This window comes from Pseudomonas sp. 18173, from assembly GCF_050432945.1.
Classification (GTDB): domain Bacteria; phylum Pseudomonadota; class Gammaproteobacteria; order Pseudomonadales; family Pseudomonadaceae; genus Aquipseudomonas.
The window spans coordinates 147,692-166,750 of record NZ_JBKFTN010000014.1; the positions used below are offsets into that span (position 1 = coordinate 147,692).

The 19,059-nt window shown below is 62.2% G+C and carries 15 protein-coding genes; 12 read left to right on the top strand and 3 right to left on the bottom strand.

What is annotated here, in order from left to right; genetic code table 11:
• Positions 1–156 precede the first annotated feature (156 nt).
• Positions 157–1,515 carry a glutamine synthetase family protein gene (locus ACLD1X_RS17215; RefSeq protein ID WP_111287332.1) on the bottom strand — a complete coding sequence of 453 codons (1,359 nt, stop codon included), beginning with the start codon at positions 1,513–1,515 and terminating at the stop codon, positions 157–159.
• 161 nt (positions 1,516–1,676) lie between these two features.
• Here ACLD1X_RS17215 and ACLD1X_RS17220 point away from each other — a divergent pair, with 161 nt between their 5' ends.
• Entirely contained in the window at positions 1,677–2,609 is a 933-nt protein-coding gene (locus ACLD1X_RS17220) for a helix-turn-helix domain-containing protein (protein WP_429369645.1), read from the top strand.
• Here the strand turns inward: ACLD1X_RS17220 and ACLD1X_RS17225 are convergent.
• Positions 2,606–3,202 carry a cupin domain-containing protein gene (locus ACLD1X_RS17225; protein ID WP_429369647.1) on the bottom strand — a complete coding sequence of 199 codons (597 nt, stop codon included), beginning with the start codon at positions 3,200–3,202 and terminating at the stop codon, positions 2,606–2,608. The two genes, ACLD1X_RS17220 and ACLD1X_RS17225, sit on opposite strands and share 4 nt — an antisense overlap.
• A 185-nt stretch (positions 3,203–3,387) precedes the next feature.
• The gene (locus tag ACLD1X_RS17230) at positions 3,388–5,349 is read right to left on the bottom strand and encodes an FAD-dependent oxidoreductase (RefSeq protein WP_429369649.1); all 1,962 of its coding nucleotides are present in this window, start codon (positions 5,347–5,349) and stop codon (positions 3,388–3,390) included.
• A 200-nt stretch (positions 5,350–5,549) separates the two neighbouring features.
• On the opposite strand from ACLD1X_RS17230, the gene ACLD1X_RS17235 reads away from it, so the two are divergent.
• The 11 genes from ACLD1X_RS17235 (at position 5,550) to ACLD1X_RS17285 (ending at position 19,051) form a co-directional block, all read left to right on the top strand.
• A complete protein-coding gene (locus tag ACLD1X_RS17235) occupies positions 5,550–6,599 on the top strand; it encodes an ABC transporter substrate-binding protein (protein WP_429369651.1) in 1,050 nt (349 codons plus the stop codon).
• Positions 6,600–6,673: 74 nt separating this feature from the next.
• Complete coding sequence (locus ACLD1X_RS17240; protein ID WP_429369653.1) at positions 6,674–7,462, top strand: class II aldolase/adducin family protein; 789 nt, start codon at positions 6,674–6,676, stop codon at positions 7,460–7,462.
• Between the two features lie 249 nt (positions 7,463–7,711).
• Complete coding sequence (locus ACLD1X_RS17245; RefSeq protein WP_429369655.1) at positions 7,712–8,359, top strand: TetR family transcriptional regulator C-terminal domain-containing protein; 648 nt, start codon at positions 7,712–7,714, stop codon at positions 8,357–8,359.
• A gap of 92 nt (positions 8,360–8,451) precedes the next feature.
• Positions 8,452–9,168, top strand: a complete 717-nt coding sequence (locus ACLD1X_RS17250) for a response regulator (protein WP_429369657.1) — start codon at positions 8,452–8,454, stop codon at positions 9,166–9,168.
• A 5-nt stretch (positions 9,169–9,173) separates the two neighbouring features.
• Entirely contained in the window at positions 9,174–9,947 is a 774-nt protein-coding gene (locus ACLD1X_RS17255) for a substrate-binding periplasmic protein (RefSeq protein ID WP_429369659.1), read from the top strand.
• Positions 9,944–12,199, top strand: coding sequence for an ATP-binding protein (locus ACLD1X_RS17260; RefSeq protein ID WP_429369661.1), 2,256 nt, complete (start codon positions 9,944–9,946; stop codon positions 12,197–12,199). Before ACLD1X_RS17255 ends, ACLD1X_RS17260 begins: the two co-directional genes overlap by 4 nt.
• A 208-nt stretch (positions 12,200–12,407) precedes the next feature.
• A complete protein-coding gene (locus ACLD1X_RS17265) occupies positions 12,408–13,832 on the top strand; it encodes an amino acid permease (RefSeq protein WP_429369663.1) in 1,425 nt (474 codons plus the stop codon).
• Positions 13,833–14,115: 283 nt separating this feature from the next.
• Entirely contained in the window at positions 14,116–14,610 is a 495-nt protein-coding gene (locus ACLD1X_RS17270) for a hypothetical protein (RefSeq protein ID WP_429369665.1), read from the top strand.
• Positions 14,611–14,940: 330 nt separating this feature from the next.
• Complete coding sequence (locus ACLD1X_RS17275) at positions 14,941–15,732, top strand: enoyl-CoA hydratase/isomerase family protein (RefSeq protein WP_429369667.1); 792 nt, start codon at positions 14,941–14,943, stop codon at positions 15,730–15,732.
• Between the two features lie 40 nt (positions 15,733–15,772).
• The gene (locus ACLD1X_RS17280; protein WP_007981552.1) at positions 15,773–16,933 is read left to right on the top strand and encodes an acyl-CoA dehydrogenase family protein; all 1,161 of its coding nucleotides are present in this window, start codon (positions 15,773–15,775) and stop codon (positions 16,931–16,933) included.
• An 18-nt stretch (positions 16,934–16,951) separates the two neighbouring features.
• Positions 16,952–19,051 carry an acetate--CoA ligase family protein gene (locus tag ACLD1X_RS17285; RefSeq protein ID WP_429369670.1) on the top strand — a complete coding sequence of 700 codons (2,100 nt, stop codon included), beginning with the start codon at positions 16,952–16,954 and terminating at the stop codon, positions 19,049–19,051.
• Positions 19,052–19,059 lie beyond the last annotated feature (8 nt).

Here is a 19,059-nt window from a genome sequence, read left to right on the forward strand (position 1 = left end):
AATTATTGGATTTTCAGGCGTTGGCGTTCTCTCTGTGGGAGCGGGCTTGCTCGCGAAGGGGCCGGGTCAGCCAGCATTTTTGCTGAATGACACACCGCATTCGCGAGCAAGCCCGCTCCCACAGGGGGGACGCGGTTGCAGCCAGGATTTGGTTTGTCAGACGCTAAGCATCAGGAACTCACGCTCCCAGGAGCTGATCACCCGCTTGAAGTTCTCGTGCTCGGCGCGCTTGACCGCGACATAGCCCCGTACGAACTTGCTGCCCAGGTAGCGGCTGATGGTGTCGCACTCTTCCATCTGGGTCAGGGCATCCTCGATGGTGATCGGCAGGCGCAGGTTGCGACGTTCATAGGCGCGGCCCTGTACTGCAGCGCTGGGCTCGATGCGCTCGACCATGCCCAGGTAGCCGCACAGCAGGCTGGCGGCGATGGCCAGGTACGGGTTGGCATCGGCGCCCGGCAGACGGTTTTCAACGCGCATGGCGTCCGGGCTGGAGGTCGGCACGCGTAGGCCGACGGTGCGGTTTTCTTCGCCCCATTCGACGTTCACCGGTGCCGAGGTATCCGGCAGGAAGCGGCGGAACGAGTTGACGTTCGGCGCGAACATCGGCAGCACTTTCGGGATGTACTTCTGCAAGCCACCGATGTGATGCAGGAACAGCTCGCTCATGTTGCCATTGGCGTCGGCAAAGATCGGCTGGCCGGTGGCAATGTCCACCACGCTCTGGTGAAGGTGCATGGCGCTGCCAGGCTCGTCGCCGACCGGCTTGGCCATGAAGGTTGCCGCCACGTTGTGCTTGAGCGCCGCTTCGCGCATGGTGCGCTTGAACACGGTGATCTGGTCGGCCAGGTCCAGTGCGTTGCCATGACGGAAGTTGATTTCCATCTGCGCCGGGCCGTCTTCGTGGATCAGCGTGTCGAGGTCCAGGCCTTGCAGTTCGCACCAGTCGTAGACGTCTTCGAACAGCGGATCGAATTCGTTGGCCGCATCGATGGAAAACGACTGACGACCGCTTTCGGCACGGCCCGAACGGCCCATTGGTGCCTTGAGCGGCAAGTCCGGGTCTTCGCAGCGCTGGGTCAGGTAGAACTCCATTTCCGGTGCGACGATCGGCCGCCAGCCTTTGTCGGTGTACAGCTGCAGGACTTTCTTCAGCACGTTGCGCGGCGACAGCTCGATCGGGTTGCCGAACTTGTCGAAGGTGTCGTGGATCACGATGGCGGTCGGCTCGATGGCCCATGGCACCACGTAGACGGCGTCGGCGTCCGGCTTGCAGACCATGTCGATATCGGCCGGGTCGAGCAGGTCGTAGTAGATGTCGTCGTCGACAAAGTCCCCGGTTACCGTTTGCAACAGCACACTTTCCGGCAGGCGCATGCCTCGCTCATGCAGGAACTTGTTGGTGGGTGCGATTTTGCCGCGTGCAATGCCGGTCAGGTCGCTGACGACGCACTCGACTTCGGTAATCTTGTGATCTTTCAGCCAAGTGAACAGCTGATCGAAAGGGACATTCATAAAGACCTCGTTATTGGTTTTATTAACGCCAGGAGAGACCGGTTTCATCCGCCGGACACTTCCCCTGTAGCGCGTTGACGTCTATCTTGGGCGAGCCTTTGGGTTCCATCTATCCACTTTAAGCAGCACAAAGCGCACCAAAAGAGTGCGCAAGGTCACTTATGTCGACGTGCAATTCACTCCAGGTCCAAGCCTTCAATACCGCCGATGTCGCCGAGCAGATCCGCGCCACACCGGGCTGGGTCCAGCATTACCAACAGATGTCGCCGGGGCATTTCGCAGGTAGGGTGCGCTACCTGGATCTGCAGGGCGTGGAGATTTACGAAGAGTCCATGAACACCCGGGTCGAGCAGAATTTCAGCGCGCCCCAGGGGTCGCTGTCGTTCTGCTTCGATCGCGGCGACAACGCGCTGTACGTGTTGAATGGCGAAAGTCGCAACATCTGGATTACCCCGGAGAACTACCAGGAAATCGCCGTGGTGTTCGGTCCGGAGTTTGTAAAGCGGCATAGCCTGGACATCGCCCGGCTCGAAGGGCTGTTCATGGCGCCGCTCAACTCGCAGCAGAACGCGCTGTTCTGCCGTTGGCTCAGCGGGACCCTGACGCGGCTGTCGCAGACCTTCGACCCACCGAGCCGCGAAGCGCTGACCCAACAGCTGCTGGAAGACTGTCTGTTCATTCTCGACAACGCGTGTGTCGGCCTCGACCAGGGCGCATTGCAGCGCCGTGCGGCGGAGCGGGTGATCATGAAGCGGGTAGGGGAATGGGCGGCGGACACCCCGGAAGAACACCTCAACCTGCTGGAGCTGTCCCAGGTTGCCGGGGTTTCACTGCGCCAGTTGCAGCATGCTTTCAAGACCTACACCGGCATGGCGCCGACCCAATGGCTGCGCTTGCGTCGACTCAACAGCGCCCGCCGCGAACTGCTGAGCCGCACGCCCGCGCAGACCACCGTGGCCGAAGTGGCCATGCATTGGTCGTTCTGGCACCTGGGGCGGTTTTCCAGCAGCTATCGTGCGCTGTTCAAGGAATTGCCGAGCGACACCCTCAAGCGTGCGAGTGCCACGCAGCCGGTCGGGCGCGGCCGGCGTTAGAACGTCGGCGGCGTAATCACCCAGATCACCACCGCGTCCACCTCGCCGGGATTACCGTAACGGTGGGGTTGCTGGCTGGAAAAACTGAAGCTGTCGCCTTCATTGAGCTGGAAATGGCGCTCGCCAACCCACAGCTCGAAGCTGCCGGACAGCAGGTAGCCGGCTTCTTCACCCTCGTGGCTGTAGCTTTGCTGGCTGTAGGTACCGGGCGGGAAGCGCGAGTGGAGCATCTCCAGTTGGCGGTTGGCCTGCGGCGTCAGCAACTGGTCGACGATGCCGTCTTCGTAATGCACGTTCAGGCGGCTGCTCTTGCGCACCACGACGCCATCGTCCTCTGGCGCGGTGACCGCTTCACTGGCGAAGAACCACTGGATGGTGACACCGAGGCTGCGGGCAATGTTGAACAGCGCCGGGATCGACGGGTAGGCGAGGTTGCGTTCCAGCTGGCTGATGTAGCCGGCGGTGAGTTCACTCTGTTGCGCCAGTTCCGCCAGGGTCATGCCCCGGCGTTTGCGCAGGCCGCGAATGCGCGTACCGAGAAAATGCGGTTCGGCGTTGCCGGGTGCGGGCGGGGTCGTACTGTTGTTGCTCATGATCAATTCCGAACCGGAGGAATGGCGCAAATCCCTTGTCACTTGTAGGAGCGAGCTTGCTCGCGATGGTCGCCAACGATAACGCTGGAAGCCTGACACCCAGCGGTGTCCTCTAGTCCATCGCGAGCAGGGCTCGCTCCTACAGGGTGGGTGTTAGCCATTAAAGTCCCGGAGTATAAACAGCCTTAAAGCTCCCACGCGACTTTCAGGCCTTCATAAATCGCTTCTTCGGCGGTGCGCGGCGCCAGGCAGTCGCCGATGCGGCGAAACTCCACCAGCCCTTGCAGCTCGGCACCCAGGGTATCCACCGGCTGGTGACCCTGGCACAGCACCAGGGTGTCGATGTTTTCCATCAGCATCGGTTCGCCGCTGGCGGTATGTTGCAGGTAGACCGTGTTGTCATCGCAGCCGTACAGCCGCGCATACGGCGTGATCGGCACCCCCAGTTTATGCAGCTCGCCGGCCAGTTGATCGCGCACGTACAGCGGCAGGTTTTCCCCGCAATGGGTACCGTTGACCGCCAGTTGCACCTGATGCCCGGCGCGCACCAGGCGTTCGGCGATGCCGGGGCCGATCCAGTCGCAGCGCCAGTCGACCACCACCACCGAACGGCCGACCTGTACTTCATCGCGCAGCACTTGCCAGGCGTCTACCACCTGTAGCTCACCACCGCGTTCGAAGGCAGGCCAGTACGGCTCGGCACCGGTCGCGACGATCACCATGTCGGGTTTTTCCTGCTCTACCAGTGCCCGGTTGACCCGGGTGTTGCGCACCACGCGCACGCCGGCCAGCTCCATTTCCCGCTGCAGGTTGGTGCTGGCACCGCCGAACTCGCTGCGCCGTGGCAGCAGTTGTGCGAGCAACACCTGACCGCCCAGTTGTGAACCGGCTTCGTACAGGGTCACGTCATGCCCGCGCTGGGCCGCGACGGCGGCGGCTTTCATGCCGGCCGGGCCGCCGCCGGCGATCATGATGCGCTTGCGCTTGATCGTCGGTTTAGGTTCGGCAAAAACCAGCTCACGACCGGTTTCCGGGTGCTGGATGCAGGAAATCGGCAAGCCTTTGTGGAAATGCCCGATGCATGCCTGGTTGCAGGCGATACAGGCGCGCACATCCTCGACGCGGCCGGTATCGGTCTTGTTGGGCATCTGCGGGTCGCAGATCAGCGCGCGGGTCATGCCGCAGACATCGGCCTGGCCTCGGGCCAGAATCAGCTCGGCTTCCTGGGGCTGGTTGATGCGCCCGGTGACGAACAATGGAATGTCCAGGCTGGCCTTGAACGTCCCGGCTTCCCGGGCCAGGTACGCCGCTTCGATTGCCATGGGCGGCACGATATGCACCGCGCCGCCAAGGGACGCCGAGGTGCCGGCGACGATGTGCACATAATCGAGCTGCGCTTGCAGCGACTGCACGGCGGCCAGGGATTCGTCTTCGGTCAGGCCCTCCGGGTCGCGCTCATCGGCAGATATACGCAGGCCGACGATGAACTGCTCATCGGTCGCTTCACGCACGGCGTTGATGACTTCGCGCAGGAAACGCAAACGCTGTTTCAGATCACCGTTGTAGCCGTCGGTGCGCCGGTTGACTCGCGGATTGATGAATTGCGCCGGCAGGTAACCATGGCTGGCGACCACTTCGACGCCATCGATCCCGGCCTGATGCAGGCGCCGGGCGGCGGCGGCATAACCGGCGACGATTTCGTCGATCATTGCCTGATCCAGCGCGCGGGGCATCACCCGGAAACGTTCGTTGGGCACCGACGAGGCGGAGTAGGCCACCGCCAGCAAGCCATCGCTGGACTCCATGATCTCCCGCCCCGGATGGAACACCTGGGACAACACCACGGTGCCGTGGGCATGGCAGGTTTGCGCCAGTTTGCGGTAACCCTCGATGCACGCATCGTCGGTGGCCATCAGCACGTGGGAGGTGTAGCGCGCACTATCATGCACCCCGGCCACTTGCAGCACGATCAGCCCGGCACCGCCTTCGGCCCGTGCCCGGTGATAGGCGATCAATTGCTCATTGACCAGGTTGTCGGTGGGCATCGACGTGTCGTGTCCGCTGGACATGATGCGGTTTTTCAGGCGCTTGCCACGGATCTCCAGAGGTTCGAACAGGTGCGCGAAGGCGGGTGTCGAGGTCGGCATGGTGCGGGTTCTCCAGGCAGCAAGATTCGGCGTTGTTATTATTGGCCTATAGAAATTTACCTTCAGTAAAAAATCAACTTGTTTTTTTACTGCGCCTTGCAGTAATTTCGCTTCGAGCCTGCTCCCGGGGCTTACCTCACAACAATAAAAAAGGGCCTTGGCGGCATTTGTCCGCAGGGCACCTGCCAGAGGAACCACTGATGAAATCGAATACGCTCAAGCACGGTTTTTATCCCTTGGTGTTGTCCGTGGCCATGGGCCTGGGCAGTGCCCAGGCAGCATCGGACATGGTGGTGGTCGGTTACGGCGGAGCCGGACAAAAAGCCCAGGACGTGGCGTTCTTTCAACCGTTCGCCGCCGTGGATCAAAGCAAAGTGATCCAGAGTGAATACAACGGCGAGATGGCCAAGATCAAAGTGATGGTCGACACCGGCAACGTCGATTGGGACGTGGTGCAGATCGAAGGCCCGGACCTGATGCGCGGCTGCGAAGAGGGCATGTACGAGCGCCTGGACTGGACGCGCCTGGGGCACGCCGACCAGTTGATCCCCGAAGCGGCACAGGAATGCGGTTCCGCCGCGCTGGTGTGGAGCGTGGCGATTGCCTACGACACCGACAAACTGGCCCAGGCCCCGACCTCGTGGGCAGACTTCTGGGACGTGAAGAAAACCCCCGGCAAACGCGGGCTGCGTAAACGCGCGGTGTACAACCTGGAGTTCGCCTTGCTGGCCGACGGCGTGAAAACCGAAGACGTCTACAAGGTGCTCGGCACCCCGCAAGGCGTGGACCGGGCCTTCGCCAAACTCACTGAACTCAAGCCTTACATCCAGTGGTGGGAAGCCGGCGCGCAACCGCCACAGTGGCTGGCCGCCGGTGACGTGGTGATGACCTCGACCTACAGCGGGCGCATCGCCGACGCCGCACAAAAAGGCAGCCACCTCGGCCTGGTCTGGCCCGGCAGCCTGTATGGCATGGATTACTGGGCAATCATCAAAGGCTCGCGGCACGTGGATCAGGCCCAGCGTTTCATTGCGTTCGCCAATCAGCCGGACGCCCAGGTCAATTATGTGCAGCAGATCCCTTACGGCCCGACCAACACCCTGGCCGCCGCACGGCTGGACGACAAACTCGCGCAATGGGTGCCCACCGCGCCGCAGAACCTCAAGGGCGCACTGTCGATGAACGTCGGTTTCTGGGTCGATCATGGCGAAGAACTTGAAGAGCGCTTCAACGCCTGGGCCAGCAAATAAACGCGGATGGCTGGACGTGTCGACGCGTCCAGCCTTAATGTCTGCCCAGCCGATCAGCCTGGAGAACCACGACAATGAACAAAATCGCCAGCCACCTGGCCCCCGAGCGCATCGCAACCGAGCAACGCCTGCGTGAGGAACTGGCGGCCTGTTACCGCCTGGTTGCGCACTTTCGCATGACCGATTTGATCTTCACCCACATCTCGGTGCGCATTCCGGGGCCGGAGCATCACTTTCTGATCAACCCTTACGGGCTGATGTTCGACGAAATCACCGCGTCGAATCTGGTCAAGATCGACCTTGACGGGCACGCCGTGGAGCCGTCGCCGTACCCGGTCAACCCGGCGGGTTTCGTGATCCACAGCGCCATCCACGGCGCCCGTGAAGATGCGCAATGCGTGCTGCATACCCACACCAGGTCGGGGTGCGCGGTGGCGGCATTGCAGTGCGGGTTGTTGCCGGTCAACCAGATTTCCATGGAGTTCTATGGCCGGGTCGCTTATCACGACTATGAAGGCGTGGCGCTAGACCTGAGCGAGCAGCAACGGTTGGTGGCGGATATCGGTGACAAGCCGGTGCTGATGCTGCGCAACCATGGCTTGCTGACCGTCGGCGAGACGGTGAGCCAGGCGTTCCTGCGCATGTACTACCTGGAAAAGGCCTGTGAGATCCAGCTGGCGGCCATGGCGGCGGGAGAGGTCGTGCTGCCACCGGCTGAGGTTTGCGCGCACACCGAACGCCAGTTCAATGATCCGGGGCGGCCGCTGGAAGAGGGTGAGCTGGCTGACCCGGATGCCATGCAACTGGCGTGGGCGGCGATGTTGCGAATGCTGGAGCGCATTGCACCGGATTATCGCGACTGATCTCGATTTTTCGGTTGTTCAGACTGACCCCTTCGCGAGCAAGCCCGCTCCCACAGTTGATCCGGGGTTGCCGCAAATTCTGTGTACGACGCAAATCCCCTGTGGGAGCGGGCTTGCTCGCGAAGGGCGCAGCACGGTCTATCGGACTTGCAGATGACTGGAGGTATTGCCCGCTCTTGCTGTACAGTCGTTCAGCCCGCCGCCCACCCGTGCGGGCTTGAACGATTGAACTCAAGGAGCGTGTCGCCCATGAATCAGGAAGCCCGTTTTTCCCGCATGGAACCGGAGTTGCGCAAAGCCAACCTGATCGAGGCGACGCTGGTGTGCCTCAAGCGGCATGGCTTCCAGGGCGCGTCGATCCGCAAGATTTCCGCCGAGGCCGGGGTTTCGGTGGGGCTGATCAGCCATCACTATTCTGGCAAGGATGAACTGGTGGCCGAGGCCTACATGGCGATCACCGGGCGGGTCATGACCCTGCTGCGCGACGCCATGGAGCAAGCCGCGCCGAATGCCCGGGAGCGCCTGTCGGCGTTTTTCCGCGGGTCGTTTTCCGCCGAACTGCTCGATCCGCAACTGATCGATGCGTGGCTGGCGTTCTGGGGCGCGGTGAAAACCGCCGAGGCCATCAACCAGGCCCACGATCATTCCTATGGCGAGTATCGCGGCATCCTGCGCAAGGTACTGGCGGAACTGGCCGAGGAGGAGGGCTGGGAAAACTTCGACGCCGACCTTGCCGCCATCAGCCTCAGCGCATTGCTCGACGGCTTGTGGCTGGAGTCCGGGCTCAACCCCGGCACCTTCACCCCGGAGCAGGGCATCCAGATTTGCGAGGCCTGGGTCGACGGTTTGCAGGCCGGCGGACGCCAGCGCTTTTGCCAGCAGACGAGCGACTGTTGATCAGTCGTTCAGCAATGGATACTCTCTGGCGCCGATGCAGGAAAACACTCTAATAAGAAACTGGCCTTCGGGCCTGAGCCGGACACCAAGCGATGACTCCTCGGGTATTGATCGTCGATGACGATCCGCTGATTCGCGATCTGCTGCACGCCTACCTGTCCCAGGAAGGCTACGACGTCCATTGCGCCGCCACGGCGGAACTGGCGGAAACCTTCCTGGCCAGCCAGAGCGTGGACCTGGTGATGCTCGACATCCGCCTGCCGGGCAAGGACGGCCTGACCCTGACCCGCGAGCTGCGGGTGCGCTCGGAAGTCGGGATCATCCTGATCACCGGGCGCAACGACGAAATCGACCGCATCGTCGGCCTCGAATGCGGCGCCGATGACTACGTGATCAAACCCCTCAATCCAAGGGAACTGGTGTCCCGGGCGAAAAACCTGATTCGCCGGGTACGTCATGCGCAAGCGCCGCAACCGGCCGTGGCGGTGGCCAAACCGGTCAAGCAATTCGCCGACTGGGCGCTGGACACCGACCGCCGCCGGCTGATCGATGCGTCCGGCAGTGAAACGCTGCTGACCCATGGCGAATACCAGTTGCTCAGCGTGTTCCTGCGCAACAGTGGCCACACCCTCAGCCGCGACCAGTTGATGGACCAGATCCGCAACCGTGAATGGGTGCCCAACGACCGCTCCATCGATGTGCTGGTCGGGCGCCTGCGCCGCAAGCTGCACGACGATCCGGCCGAACCGCAGTTGATCATCACCATTCATGGCGCCGGTTACCTGTTCACCGCCGGTGTGGCGGCCTGAACCTGATGACGCGTTGGCTTTGCCTGCTGGCGGTGTTTGTGGCCGGCCATGCCGTCGCGGCGGACAAGGTTCGCTATTGCGATTACCCGGTGTACCCGCCGATCTCCTGGAGCGACGGCAAGCAGGTGCGCGGACTGGCCCCCAGCGTGGTGAAGCACTTGTTCGGCCAGTTGGGGTATGAGGTCGAGATGGTCGTGCTGGGCAACTGGAAACGTTGCCTGCTGGACGCCGCCGAAGGCCGGGTCGATGTGGTGCTGGCCTACAGCACCGCACAAAGGGAGCAGAGCATGCTGTTCTCGACGGTGCCGGTATTGCGTGAAGAAGTGGCGCTGTTCATCAATCGTCAGCACCCGGTGAAATTCGAACAGCTGGACGACCTGGCCCATTACCGTGGCGGCCTGTTGTTCGGCGAGAGCTACGGCGTGGCGTTCGATCGCATGGTTGCGCGCAACAACAACATCGAATGGGTCTCCGACAGCCACCAGAACTTCGGCAAGCTGATTCGCGGGCGTATCGATTTCATTACCCAGGAGCGGCGCACCGGCCAGTTGTACGTGGAAAATCTGCCCGGCGGCCAGGACATCGTCGCCTTGCCCAAGGCGTTGAGCGTGGACTTCCTGCGGGTCGCGGTGTCACGGCGCTCGCCATTGGCCCAGCGCATGCCCGAGATCAATGCGCAGTTGCAGCGCATGGTCGATGCCGGCGACATCGAGCGCTGGCTCAACGAAAGCGAAGTGACCTACCGTGACATGATCAACCTGCCGGCGGATGCGCAATGATTCGCGCCCGTCCCGGTGGACTGCTGCGACGGCTGCTGCTGTTCATCCTGTTGTTCAGCCTGTGCTTCACCGTGCTGGCCAGCAGCGTGCAACTGTACATCGAGTATCGACGGGAAATGCGCGACATCGATTCACGCATGGAACTGATCCGCGCCGGCTACCTGGCCAGCCTGGAGCGCAGCCTCTGGGACTTGAACCAGGAACAGCTGAACGTGCAGTTGCGCGGCCTGGTGGACTTCTCCGACGTCGCCCGGGTGCACTTGACCAGCGCCGATTTCGACCTGTTGCAGGGCAATCCCGAGCCGGTCGGGCCGTTGCGCATCGAGCGGTTCGCCCTGGACTATCAGCCGCCGTCCGGCCCGTTGCGCAACCTTGGCGAACTGGAAGTGAGCACGGATCTGGGGGCGGTGTACCAGCGACTCTACGCCACCGGTTTGACCAGCCTGCTGTGGATGGCGGTGTTTCTCTGCGGCCTGGCCATTGCGCTGTCGGGGTTGTTCTATCGACTGGTGACCCGGCACCTGAAAGTCATGGCCGAGTTTGCCCGGCGTATCGCCGCCGGTGAATGGCAGGAACCCTTGCACCTGGACAAGCGCCGCGGCAGTGACGAAATCGACACCGTGGCCCACGCCCTGGACGACATGCGCCGCTCGATCCTGCGGGACATCGAGCGCCGGGAAAGCGATCGCCTGGCCTTGCAGGACAACCGCGACGAACTGCTCAAGATGGTCGAGCGCCGTACCGCCAGCCTGATGCGGGCCAAGGATGAAGCGGAGGCGGCCAACCTTGCCAAATCACGGTTCCTGGCGACCATGAGCCACGAACTGCGCACGCCCCTCAACGGCATCCTCGGCATGGCCGAACTGTTGCGCGGCGCACCTCTGGATGCCCGGGACGGCAAACGTCTGGATGCCTTGCACAAGGCCGGCGAAGGCTTGCTGACGATCCTCAACGAGGTGCTGTATTTCGCCAGGCTGGAGGAGGGCGTCAGCCATCCCGAACCGGTGGATTTCTCGCTGCGCCAGTTGCTCGACGAGGTGCTGACCCTGTTGGAGCCGCGAGCGCTGGGCAACGACACGATCCTGAGTTGCCGGGTCGACCCGCGGATTGCCGAGCATCACCACGGTGCCGAGCAGTTCCTGCGGCAAGTGCTGAGCAACCTGCTGGCCAACGCGATCAAGTTCACCGAAGGCGGCGAAGTCAGCGTCGAGGTGACGCTTCTCACTGAAGCGGGCGAACAGACCGGGCAGCGGCTGCGGGTCAGCGTAACGGACGACGGCATCGGCATTGCCCCGGCGATGCAGGCGAAGATTTTCGAGCGCTTCACCCAGGCCAGCGAAGAAGTCGCGCAGCGATTTGGCGGCACCGGGTTGGGACTGGCGATCTGCAAACACCTGGTGGAGCAGATGGGCGGCTGCATCGGCGTGGACAGCGAAGTGGGGCGCGGCAGTTGCTTCTGGTTCGAGCTTTGCCTGCAACCGGCCAGTGCCGTGGTTGCAGTCGCGCCGGTTCGCACGGTGGGGCCGGCACTGAACATCCTGGTGGTCGAAGACGTGGCGCTTAACCGCGAGGTAGCCATGGGCCTGCTGCAACGGGACGGCCACCGAGTGTGGCTGGCCGAAGAGGCGCAACAGGCGCTGGAACACTGTGCAGCACAGGTTTTCGATTTGCTGCTGCTGGACGTGCATCTGCCGGGCATCAGCGGCGTCGAGTTATGCCGGCAGATCCGCCACGGCGACGGGCCAAACCGCCATACCCGCATCTTCGCCCTGACCGCCAGCGTGCAACCTGCGCTGGTGCGCGGTTATCTGGAGGCCGGCATGGACGGCATCCTGGCCAAGCCCTTGAAGCTGGATAACCTGCGCCAGGTGCTGGAAGGGCACACCCCCGTCGCCGAGTCGCTTGTGCATGACGAGACGATGGACTGGCCGCTGTTGCAGACCCATCGCGACCTGCTCGGCGAGCAAAAGGTCCAGGGGCTGCTGGCGGTACTGCGCGACTCGATTCTCCAGCACCGCGATGCGCTGCATGAAGCCATTGCCGCCGATGACTGCACAGAGGTCGCGCAACTGGTGCACCGGCTGGCCGGTAGCGGTGATTCACTGGGCTTTCGTTCACTGGCCACTGCACTGAGGGCGCTGGAGACGTCGGCCCTGGCCAACGATGAATCGGCGATTCATGACATGGCCACCGCGCTGGATGAACAGTTGCAGCACGCACTGACCACCCTGAAAGGCCTGTTGCAGAGCTGACGTACAAGTTTGTTACGACTTTCTACAACTTCGATCTTTGCGGTCAACGCGAACTTACATGGCTTTCCAATAATCGACGCAACCGCCGCAGCGCGGTCTTCGAAGCTTATTGGAGATAATAATAATGAATTGCCGTAAAGCTGATCCCACCCTGCGCCGTGACGTCCTGTCGCGCGCTGCCCACCTCACTGACTGCTGAGGTACCGACATGAACGAAAACACTGATCGCAGCACGGATCAAAAAGGCATTCAGCTGACCCGTGCCCTGAAAAGCCGGCACATCTTCATGCTGTCCCTGGGCGGCGTCATCGGCACCGGGCTGTTCATGGGCTCCGGCGTGACCATCAACCAGGGAGGCCCGGTGGGGGCTATCCTGGCGTACCTGGTCGCGGGGTTCCTGATGTACCTGGTGATGGTCTGCCTGGGTGAACTGTCGGTACAGATGCCGGTGTCCGGTTCGTTCCAGACCCACGCCACCAAATACATCGGTCCGGCCACGGGGTTCATGATCGGTTGGGTGTACTGGATGAGTTGGGCAACCACCGTCGGCCTGGAGTTCACTGCCGCCGGCATGCTGATGACGCGCTGGTTCCCGCATGTGCCGATCTGGTACTGGTCGGCGCTGTTCGTGGTGGTGCTGTTCGGCATCAACGCCCTGGCGACCCGCGCGTTCGGTGAAGCCGAATACTGGTTCTCGGGGATCAAGGTCGCGGCGATTCTCGGTTTCATCGTGGTCGGCGTGCTGGTGATCTTCGGCGTGATGCCCCTGAACAGCGGCGCCCCTGCGCCGATGGCGAGCAACCTGATTGGCGATTCGCTGTTCCCCAACGGCCTGTCAGCCGTGTTCGCGGTGATGATGACCGTGGTCTACGCGTTCCAGGGTTGCGAGATCATGGGCGTGGCCGCCGGTGAAACCGATCAGCCGGAAAAGAGCATTCCCCGCGCCGTGCGCAACGTGGTGTTCCGCGTGCTGATCTTCTACGTGCTGGCGATTGTAGTGCTGTCGGCCATCGTGCCATGGCAGCAGGCGGGCCTGATGGAAAGCCCGTTCGTGCAGGTGTTCGACATGGTCGGCATTCCCTACGCCGCCGACCTTATGAACTTCGTGATCCTCACCGCGATCCTGTCGGTGGGCAACTCCGGCCTGTATGCCTCGACGCGTATCCTGTGGGCGATGTCGAAAACCGGCATGGCCCCGAAAAGCCTGTCGCCATTGAGCAAACGTGGGGTGCCGCTGCGTGCCTTGAGCATCACCCTGTGCTTTGCGCTGGTGTCGCTGATGACCAGCTTCGTCGCCGCCGATACCTTGTTCATGGTGCTGATGGCGGTGAGCGGCATGTCCGGTACCGTGACCTGGATTGTCATTGCGCTGGCGCAGTACAAGTTCCGCAAGGCGTACTTGCGTGACGGCGGCAAACTCAGCGACCTGAAATACCGCGCACCCTGGTTCCCGGTACTGCCGCTGATGTGCATCACGCTGTGCTGCTCGCTGTTCGTGTTCCTGGCCCTGGATGAAACCCAGCGCCCGTCACTGTATTGGGGCTTTGGCTTCATTGCGCTGTGCTATGGCGCGTACTTCCTGGTTCACCGCAAGCGTCAGGCAGTGTTGGCGCCGAGCCTGCCGACGGCGTAATACCTTTCAGTAAGCTATTCCCACAATGTTTTGTGGCATACCCGGCATTTGCGAACCCGTAGGAGCGAGCTCGCTCGCGATGGACGTCAACGATAACGCGTGCTGTCTGAATGAACGCGGTGTCCGGACGTTTTTCGCAAGCAGGCTCGCTCCAACATTGGTTTTGAGCCAATTGGCCGTTGATCGCCACTGTCAGATCTGACAGTAGCTAGCACGAAACCTCCGTAGCCTAATGAAGCGGAACTCGTTCGAGTTTCACATCAGCCAGCAAGGAGCTTTTCCCATGCCACGCAATCTGATCAGCAACGGAAATTTTGAAACCGGAAACTTTCAACACTGGACTGTGACCGAGTCCGATGGAAATGCCAAAGTGGTTGTCTACAAAGACAGCTACAGGGCGAAAATCGGGTTGGGCAAGCGTGATTCAGTCATGCTCGACACGGGCCGCTTCCGAGCCGGTCCGGAGGAGTTCAAGCTGTTTTTGCAAGCCTCTGTACCAGAACTGAAAACTCAGGAAGCGCCCCGGAATCTGCAGGATGGTCCCATTATTTTCTGCACACTATTTGGATGGGGCCCCTCCCAGCCAGCACCGATTTACACACTGCCCGTACCTTTTTTGTTGTCCCGCCCGCAAACAATCTATGAATACCATCACTCCATGCGGCCAGGTGTAGAGGAAGTGCAACTCATCATTGGATTGCTGTCTTCAACGGATCCCGCAGCAGTGGGTCCGATTTACCTCGACAACGTGAAATACATAGCGGACCTGCCGGATTAATCACGCGGGCACGTTGCTTTTGTGGGAGCGAGCCTGCTCGCGAATGCGGTTCATCAGTCAACAGAGATGTTGAATGTGACGCCGTCTTCGCGAGCAGGCTCGCTCCCACAGTTGTTTGTGCGGTGCTCTGTGGGCAGTTGTTCGAAGTTGTAACAGTGTCGTCGACAAGTTCTCGTTATTTCAGAATAAAGCCTTTTAAAACAGCTACTTATCAATAAGTTAAGTCTGTTACAGCCCATTTCCCCACCAATTGCCGCCTTACTGAACACTCGTTTAGTATGGCCTCAAGTCGCATCACCTCAGACCAATCACAATAATTCGAGGATTCCCATGACCACTCAATCGTCGCTGCTCAGCCAGGTCGAAGCAGGCGTTGCCTGGATCACCCTCAATCGCACTGCCCAGCGCAATGCGCTGGACATTCCGACGCTGAAAAACCTGCATGCCTTGCTCGACGCTTTCAACGCCGATCCAGCGGTGCGCGTGGTGGTCTTGACCGGTAGCGGCCGCAGCTTCTGTGCCGGCGCTGACCTCGATGAGTGGGCCGATGCCGAAGCCCGGGGCGCGCTGGAAACCTATGGCTGGACCGAAACCGCCCACGCCTTGATGACCCGCCTGCACAGCCTGGAAAAACCCACCATCGCCGCCATCAACGGCACTGCCGTTGGCGCCGGGATGGACCTGACCCTGTGCTGCGACCTGCGCATCGCCGGGCAATCGGCACGGTTCAAGGCCGGTTACACCAGCATGGCGTACTCGCCGGATGCGGGCGCCAGTTGGCACCTGCCTCGACTGATCGGCAGCGAACAGGCCAAGCGCCTGCTGTTTCTCGATGAATTGTGGGGCGCCGAGCGAGCCCTGGCCGCCGGCCTGGTTGGCGAAGTGTGCGCCGACGAGCAACTGCTGACGGTCACCAGTGAACTGGCCGCACGCCTGGCCGCCGGCCCGACCTTTGCCTTCGCCCAGACCAAAAAACTCATGCGTGAAGGCGCCGAACGCAGCCTGGCGGAACAACTGCAGGCCGAACTCGCCGCGGGCCTGCTCTGCGGTCGCAGCGAGGACGGTAACGAAGCCCTGCGCGCCGCCATGGAAAAACGCCCGGCACGCTTCATCGGCCGTTGATTCCTCTCCATTTCCCAGAATACGAACAACAGGTAGCACCATGAATTTCCAACTGACCCAAGAACAAGAAATGTTGGTGGACTCGGTACGCAGCTTCGTCGAGAAGGAACTGCTGCCCTATGAAGAGCAAGTCGACCGCGCCGACGAGGTGTCCCCGGAGCTGGCCGCGCAGATTCGCGGCAAGGCGATTGCCGCCGGCTTCTATGCCTTCAACATGCCGGAAGAAGTGGGCGGTGGTGGCCTGGACTACTTGTCCCAGGCGCTGATCGAGCGTGAGCTGTCCAAGGTGTCCTGGGCGCTGCACGTGTTCGTCGCACGGCCGTCGAAAATCCTCATGGCCTGCACCGGGGACCAGATCAACGACTACCTGTTGCCGTGCATCCAGGGCGAGAAGATCGACTGCTTTGCCCTGACCGAGCCGGGTGCCGGCTCCGATGCCAATGCGATCAAGACCCGCGCCGTGCGTGAGGGCGACGACTTCATCCTCAACGGCAGCAAGCATTTCATCAGCCACGCCGGCCATGCCGATTTCGCCATCGTCTTCGCCGTGACCGACACCTACGAGCACAACGGCAAGAAGCGCAACGCCGTGACCTCGTTCCTGGTCGACCGCAACACCCCGGGCATGACCATCCGCCGTGGGCCCAAGTGCGTGAGCAACCGTGGTTATCACACCTTCGAAATGTTCTTCGACGACTGCCGCGTGCCGGCCAGCAAAGTGCTGGGCGAAGTCGGCAAGGGCTGGGACGTGGCCAACGCCTGGCTGACCGCCGGGCGCGTGATGGTCGCGGCCAACTGTGTCGGTCAGGCCCAGCGCGCACTGGACGTGTCGCTGCAATGGGCGGCGGACCGCAAGCAGTTCGGCCAGCCGATCGGCACCTACCAGGGCGTGTCGTTCAAACTGGCCGACATGGCCACGCAAATCCGCGCCGCCGAACTGCTGACCCTGCACACCGCCTGGAAAATGGACCAGGGCACCATGACCGATGGCGAGGCCGGGATGGCCAAGCTGTTCGCCAGTGAAGTGCTCGGCCGTACCGCCGATGAAGCGGTGCAGATCTTCGGTGGCATGGGCCTGATGGACGAAGGTCCGGTGGAGCGCATCTGGCGTAACGCGCGGATCGAACGGATCTGGGAAGGCACCTCGGAAATCCAGCGCCACATCATTTCCCGTGAGCTGCTGCGGCCGCTGCTGCGCTGATCGGTCCGGAGAATTCCCATGTCGCAAACCATTCGTGACAACCTCAAACGCATGCTCGCGCCGCAACACGTGGCGTTTGTCGGCGGCCGCAGCATGGCTCGCGCCCTCAAGCGCTGTGCCGAAGGTGGCTACCAAGGGCAAATGTGGCTGGTCAATCCGCAGCACGACAGCCTCGAAGGCGTGCCCTGCGTGCGCAATATCGCCGATCTGCCTTGTGGGCCGGATGCAGTCTTCATCGCCACCAACCGCGAACTGACGCTGACCTGCGTGGCCGAACTGGCTGCCATCGGCGCGGGCGGCGCGATCTGCTACGCCTCCGGTTTCGCCGAGACTGGCACCGAAGGCCAGGCGCTGCAACAGCAACTGCTCAAGGCCACTGGCGATATGGCCTTGCTCGGCCCCAACTGCTACGGCCTGCTCGACTACCTGCACAGCTCCGCGCTGTGGCCGGTGGCCCATGGCGGCAAAGCGGTGGAGAAGGGCGTGGCGGTGCTGACCCAGAGCGGCAACTTCGCCTACAACCTGTCCATGAGCGACCGCTCGCTGCCGGTGGCCTACATGGCCTCGGTCGGCAATCAGGCGCAACTGGGTGTCGCTGAACTGATGGACGTGTTGCTCGACGAACCTCGGGTCACCGCCATCGGCCTGCACCTCGAAGGCCTGAAGAACGTGCCGGGTTTCGCCCGCGCCGCGCACAAGGCGCTGGAGAAGGGCATCCCGATCATCGCCCTGAAAACCGGTGTGTCGCAGATCGGTGCCGAACTGGCCTTGAGTCACACCAGTTCGCTGTCTGGCTCCGATGCACTGTACGACGCGCTGTTCGATCGCCTTGGGGTGATCCGTGTCAGCGGCCCGGTGAGTTTCGTTGAAACCCTCAAGGCCGCGGCCTGCGGCAACCTGCCAGCGGGCAACAGCCTGATCGCGCTGGCCTGTTCCGGTGGTGACGCCGGGCTGATTGCCGACTACGCCGAACGCAATGACCTGGGCTTGCCCAAGCTCGACGAGGGCCAGGTGAGTGAATTGGCCCAGGTGCTGCCGAGCTACGCCAACCTGGTCAACCCGCTGGACTTCACCACGGCGATCTGGGGCGACGGCGAAGCCTTGAACCGCATGCTCGACAGCGCGCTGCGCACCGAAGCCGACGCGGCGATGCTGGTGCTCGACTATCCGTCGGAGTTCACCGGCGAGCGCAAGGAGTGCGACCTGCTGCTGGAACTGTATTGCGCGGCACTGGCGCGTCACGGCAAGACCGGGTTCGTGACCTCGGCCTTCCCTGAATTGCTGCCGGCCCATGCCCGTGAGCGTCTGCACGCCCAAGGCGTCGCGGCATTGCAGGGCGTTGAAGATGGGCTGGCGGCGTGGGGCCGCATCGCTGGTTATCAGCGCAAGCGCCAGGCCTTGTTGGCGCTGGGCGAATCGGCACTGGTACCGCTGTGCCCGCAAGCGCTGGACGGAGAGGGGCGCTTGCTCAATGAATGGGATTCCAAACAGGCCTTGCGAGCCTTTGGCCTGCCGACGCCAAACGGCGTATTGAGCACCCCGCACAATGCCCTGAAGGACGCCGGGTCACTGGGCTATCCGCTGGTATTGAAAGCCGTCAGCGCACAGCTGCCGCACAAGACCGAGGCCGGTGCCGTGGCGCTGAACCTCAAGGACGACGCGGCTTTGAGTGTCGCGCTGGAGAAGATGCGCACCAGCATCAAAGCCTACGCGCCGGACGTCGCCTTCGATCAACTGCTGCTGGAGCCGATGGCCAAACCGCCATTGGCCGAGCTGATCGTCGGCATCAAGCGCGAAAACGATTTCGGCCTCGCGCTGGTGATCGGTGCCGGCGGCATTCTGGTCGAGCTGCTCAAGGACAGTCGCAGCCTGTTGCTGCCGACCACCGACGGCGCGATCCGCAATGCCTTGCTCAGCCTGCGCAGCGCACCGTTGCTGCAAGGCTTCCGGGGTCGCGAGCCGGCTGACCTGGACGCTCTGGTAGCGGCGGTCCGCGCGGTGGCCGACTACGCCTGCGAAAACGCCGCGCAATTGCTGGAGCTCGATGTGAACCCATTGTTGGTCGGTGCCCATGGCACGACCGCGGTCGATGCGTTGATTCGCCTCGGCCATGAGTGAGGACATGA

Coding starts and splice junctions, on each gene's coding strand:
- ACLD1X_RS17230 (WP_429369649.1), bottom strand. CDS start 5,349: ATGCCGACCTCGACACCCGCCTTCGCGCACCTGTTCGAACCTCTGGAG.
- ACLD1X_RS17275 (WP_429369667.1), top strand. CDS start 14,941: ATGACCACTCAATCGTCGCTGCTCAGCCAGGTCGAAGCAGGCGTTGCC.
- ACLD1X_RS17225 (WP_429369647.1), bottom strand. CDS start 3,202: ATGAGCAACAACAGTACGACCCCGCCCGCACCCGGCAACGCCGAACCG.
- ACLD1X_RS17285 (WP_429369670.1), top strand. CDS start 16,952: ATGTCGCAAACCATTCGTGACAACCTCAAACGCATGCTCGCGCCGCAA.
- ACLD1X_RS17245 (WP_429369655.1), top strand. CDS start 7,712: ATGAATCAGGAAGCCCGTTTTTCCCGCATGGAACCGGAGTTGCGCAAA.
- ACLD1X_RS17260 (WP_429369661.1), top strand. CDS start 9,944: ATGATTCGCGCCCGTCCCGGTGGACTGCTGCGACGGCTGCTGCTGTTC.
- ACLD1X_RS17270 (WP_429369665.1), top strand. CDS start 14,116: ATGCCACGCAATCTGATCAGCAACGGAAATTTTGAAACCGGAAACTTT.
- ACLD1X_RS17250 (WP_429369657.1), top strand. CDS start 8,452: ATGACTCCTCGGGTATTGATCGTCGATGACGATCCGCTGATTCGCGAT.
- ACLD1X_RS17265 (WP_429369663.1), top strand. CDS start 12,408: ATGAACGAAAACACTGATCGCAGCACGGATCAAAAAGGCATTCAGCTG.
- ACLD1X_RS17240 (WP_429369653.1), top strand. CDS start 6,674: ATGAACAAAATCGCCAGCCACCTGGCCCCCGAGCGCATCGCAACCGAG.
- ACLD1X_RS17220 (WP_429369645.1), top strand. CDS start 1,677: ATGTCGACGTGCAATTCACTCCAGGTCCAAGCCTTCAATACCGCCGAT.
- ACLD1X_RS17215 (WP_111287332.1), bottom strand. CDS start 1,515: ATGAATGTCCCTTTCGATCAGCTGTTCACTTGGCTGAAAGATCACAAG.
- ACLD1X_RS17280 (WP_007981552.1), top strand. CDS start 15,773: ATGAATTTCCAACTGACCCAAGAACAAGAAATGTTGGTGGACTCGGTA.
- ACLD1X_RS17255 (WP_429369659.1), top strand. CDS start 9,174: ATGACGCGTTGGCTTTGCCTGCTGGCGGTGTTTGTGGCCGGCCATGCC.
- ACLD1X_RS17235 (WP_429369651.1), top strand. CDS start 5,550: ATGAAATCGAATACGCTCAAGCACGGTTTTTATCCCTTGGTGTTGTCC.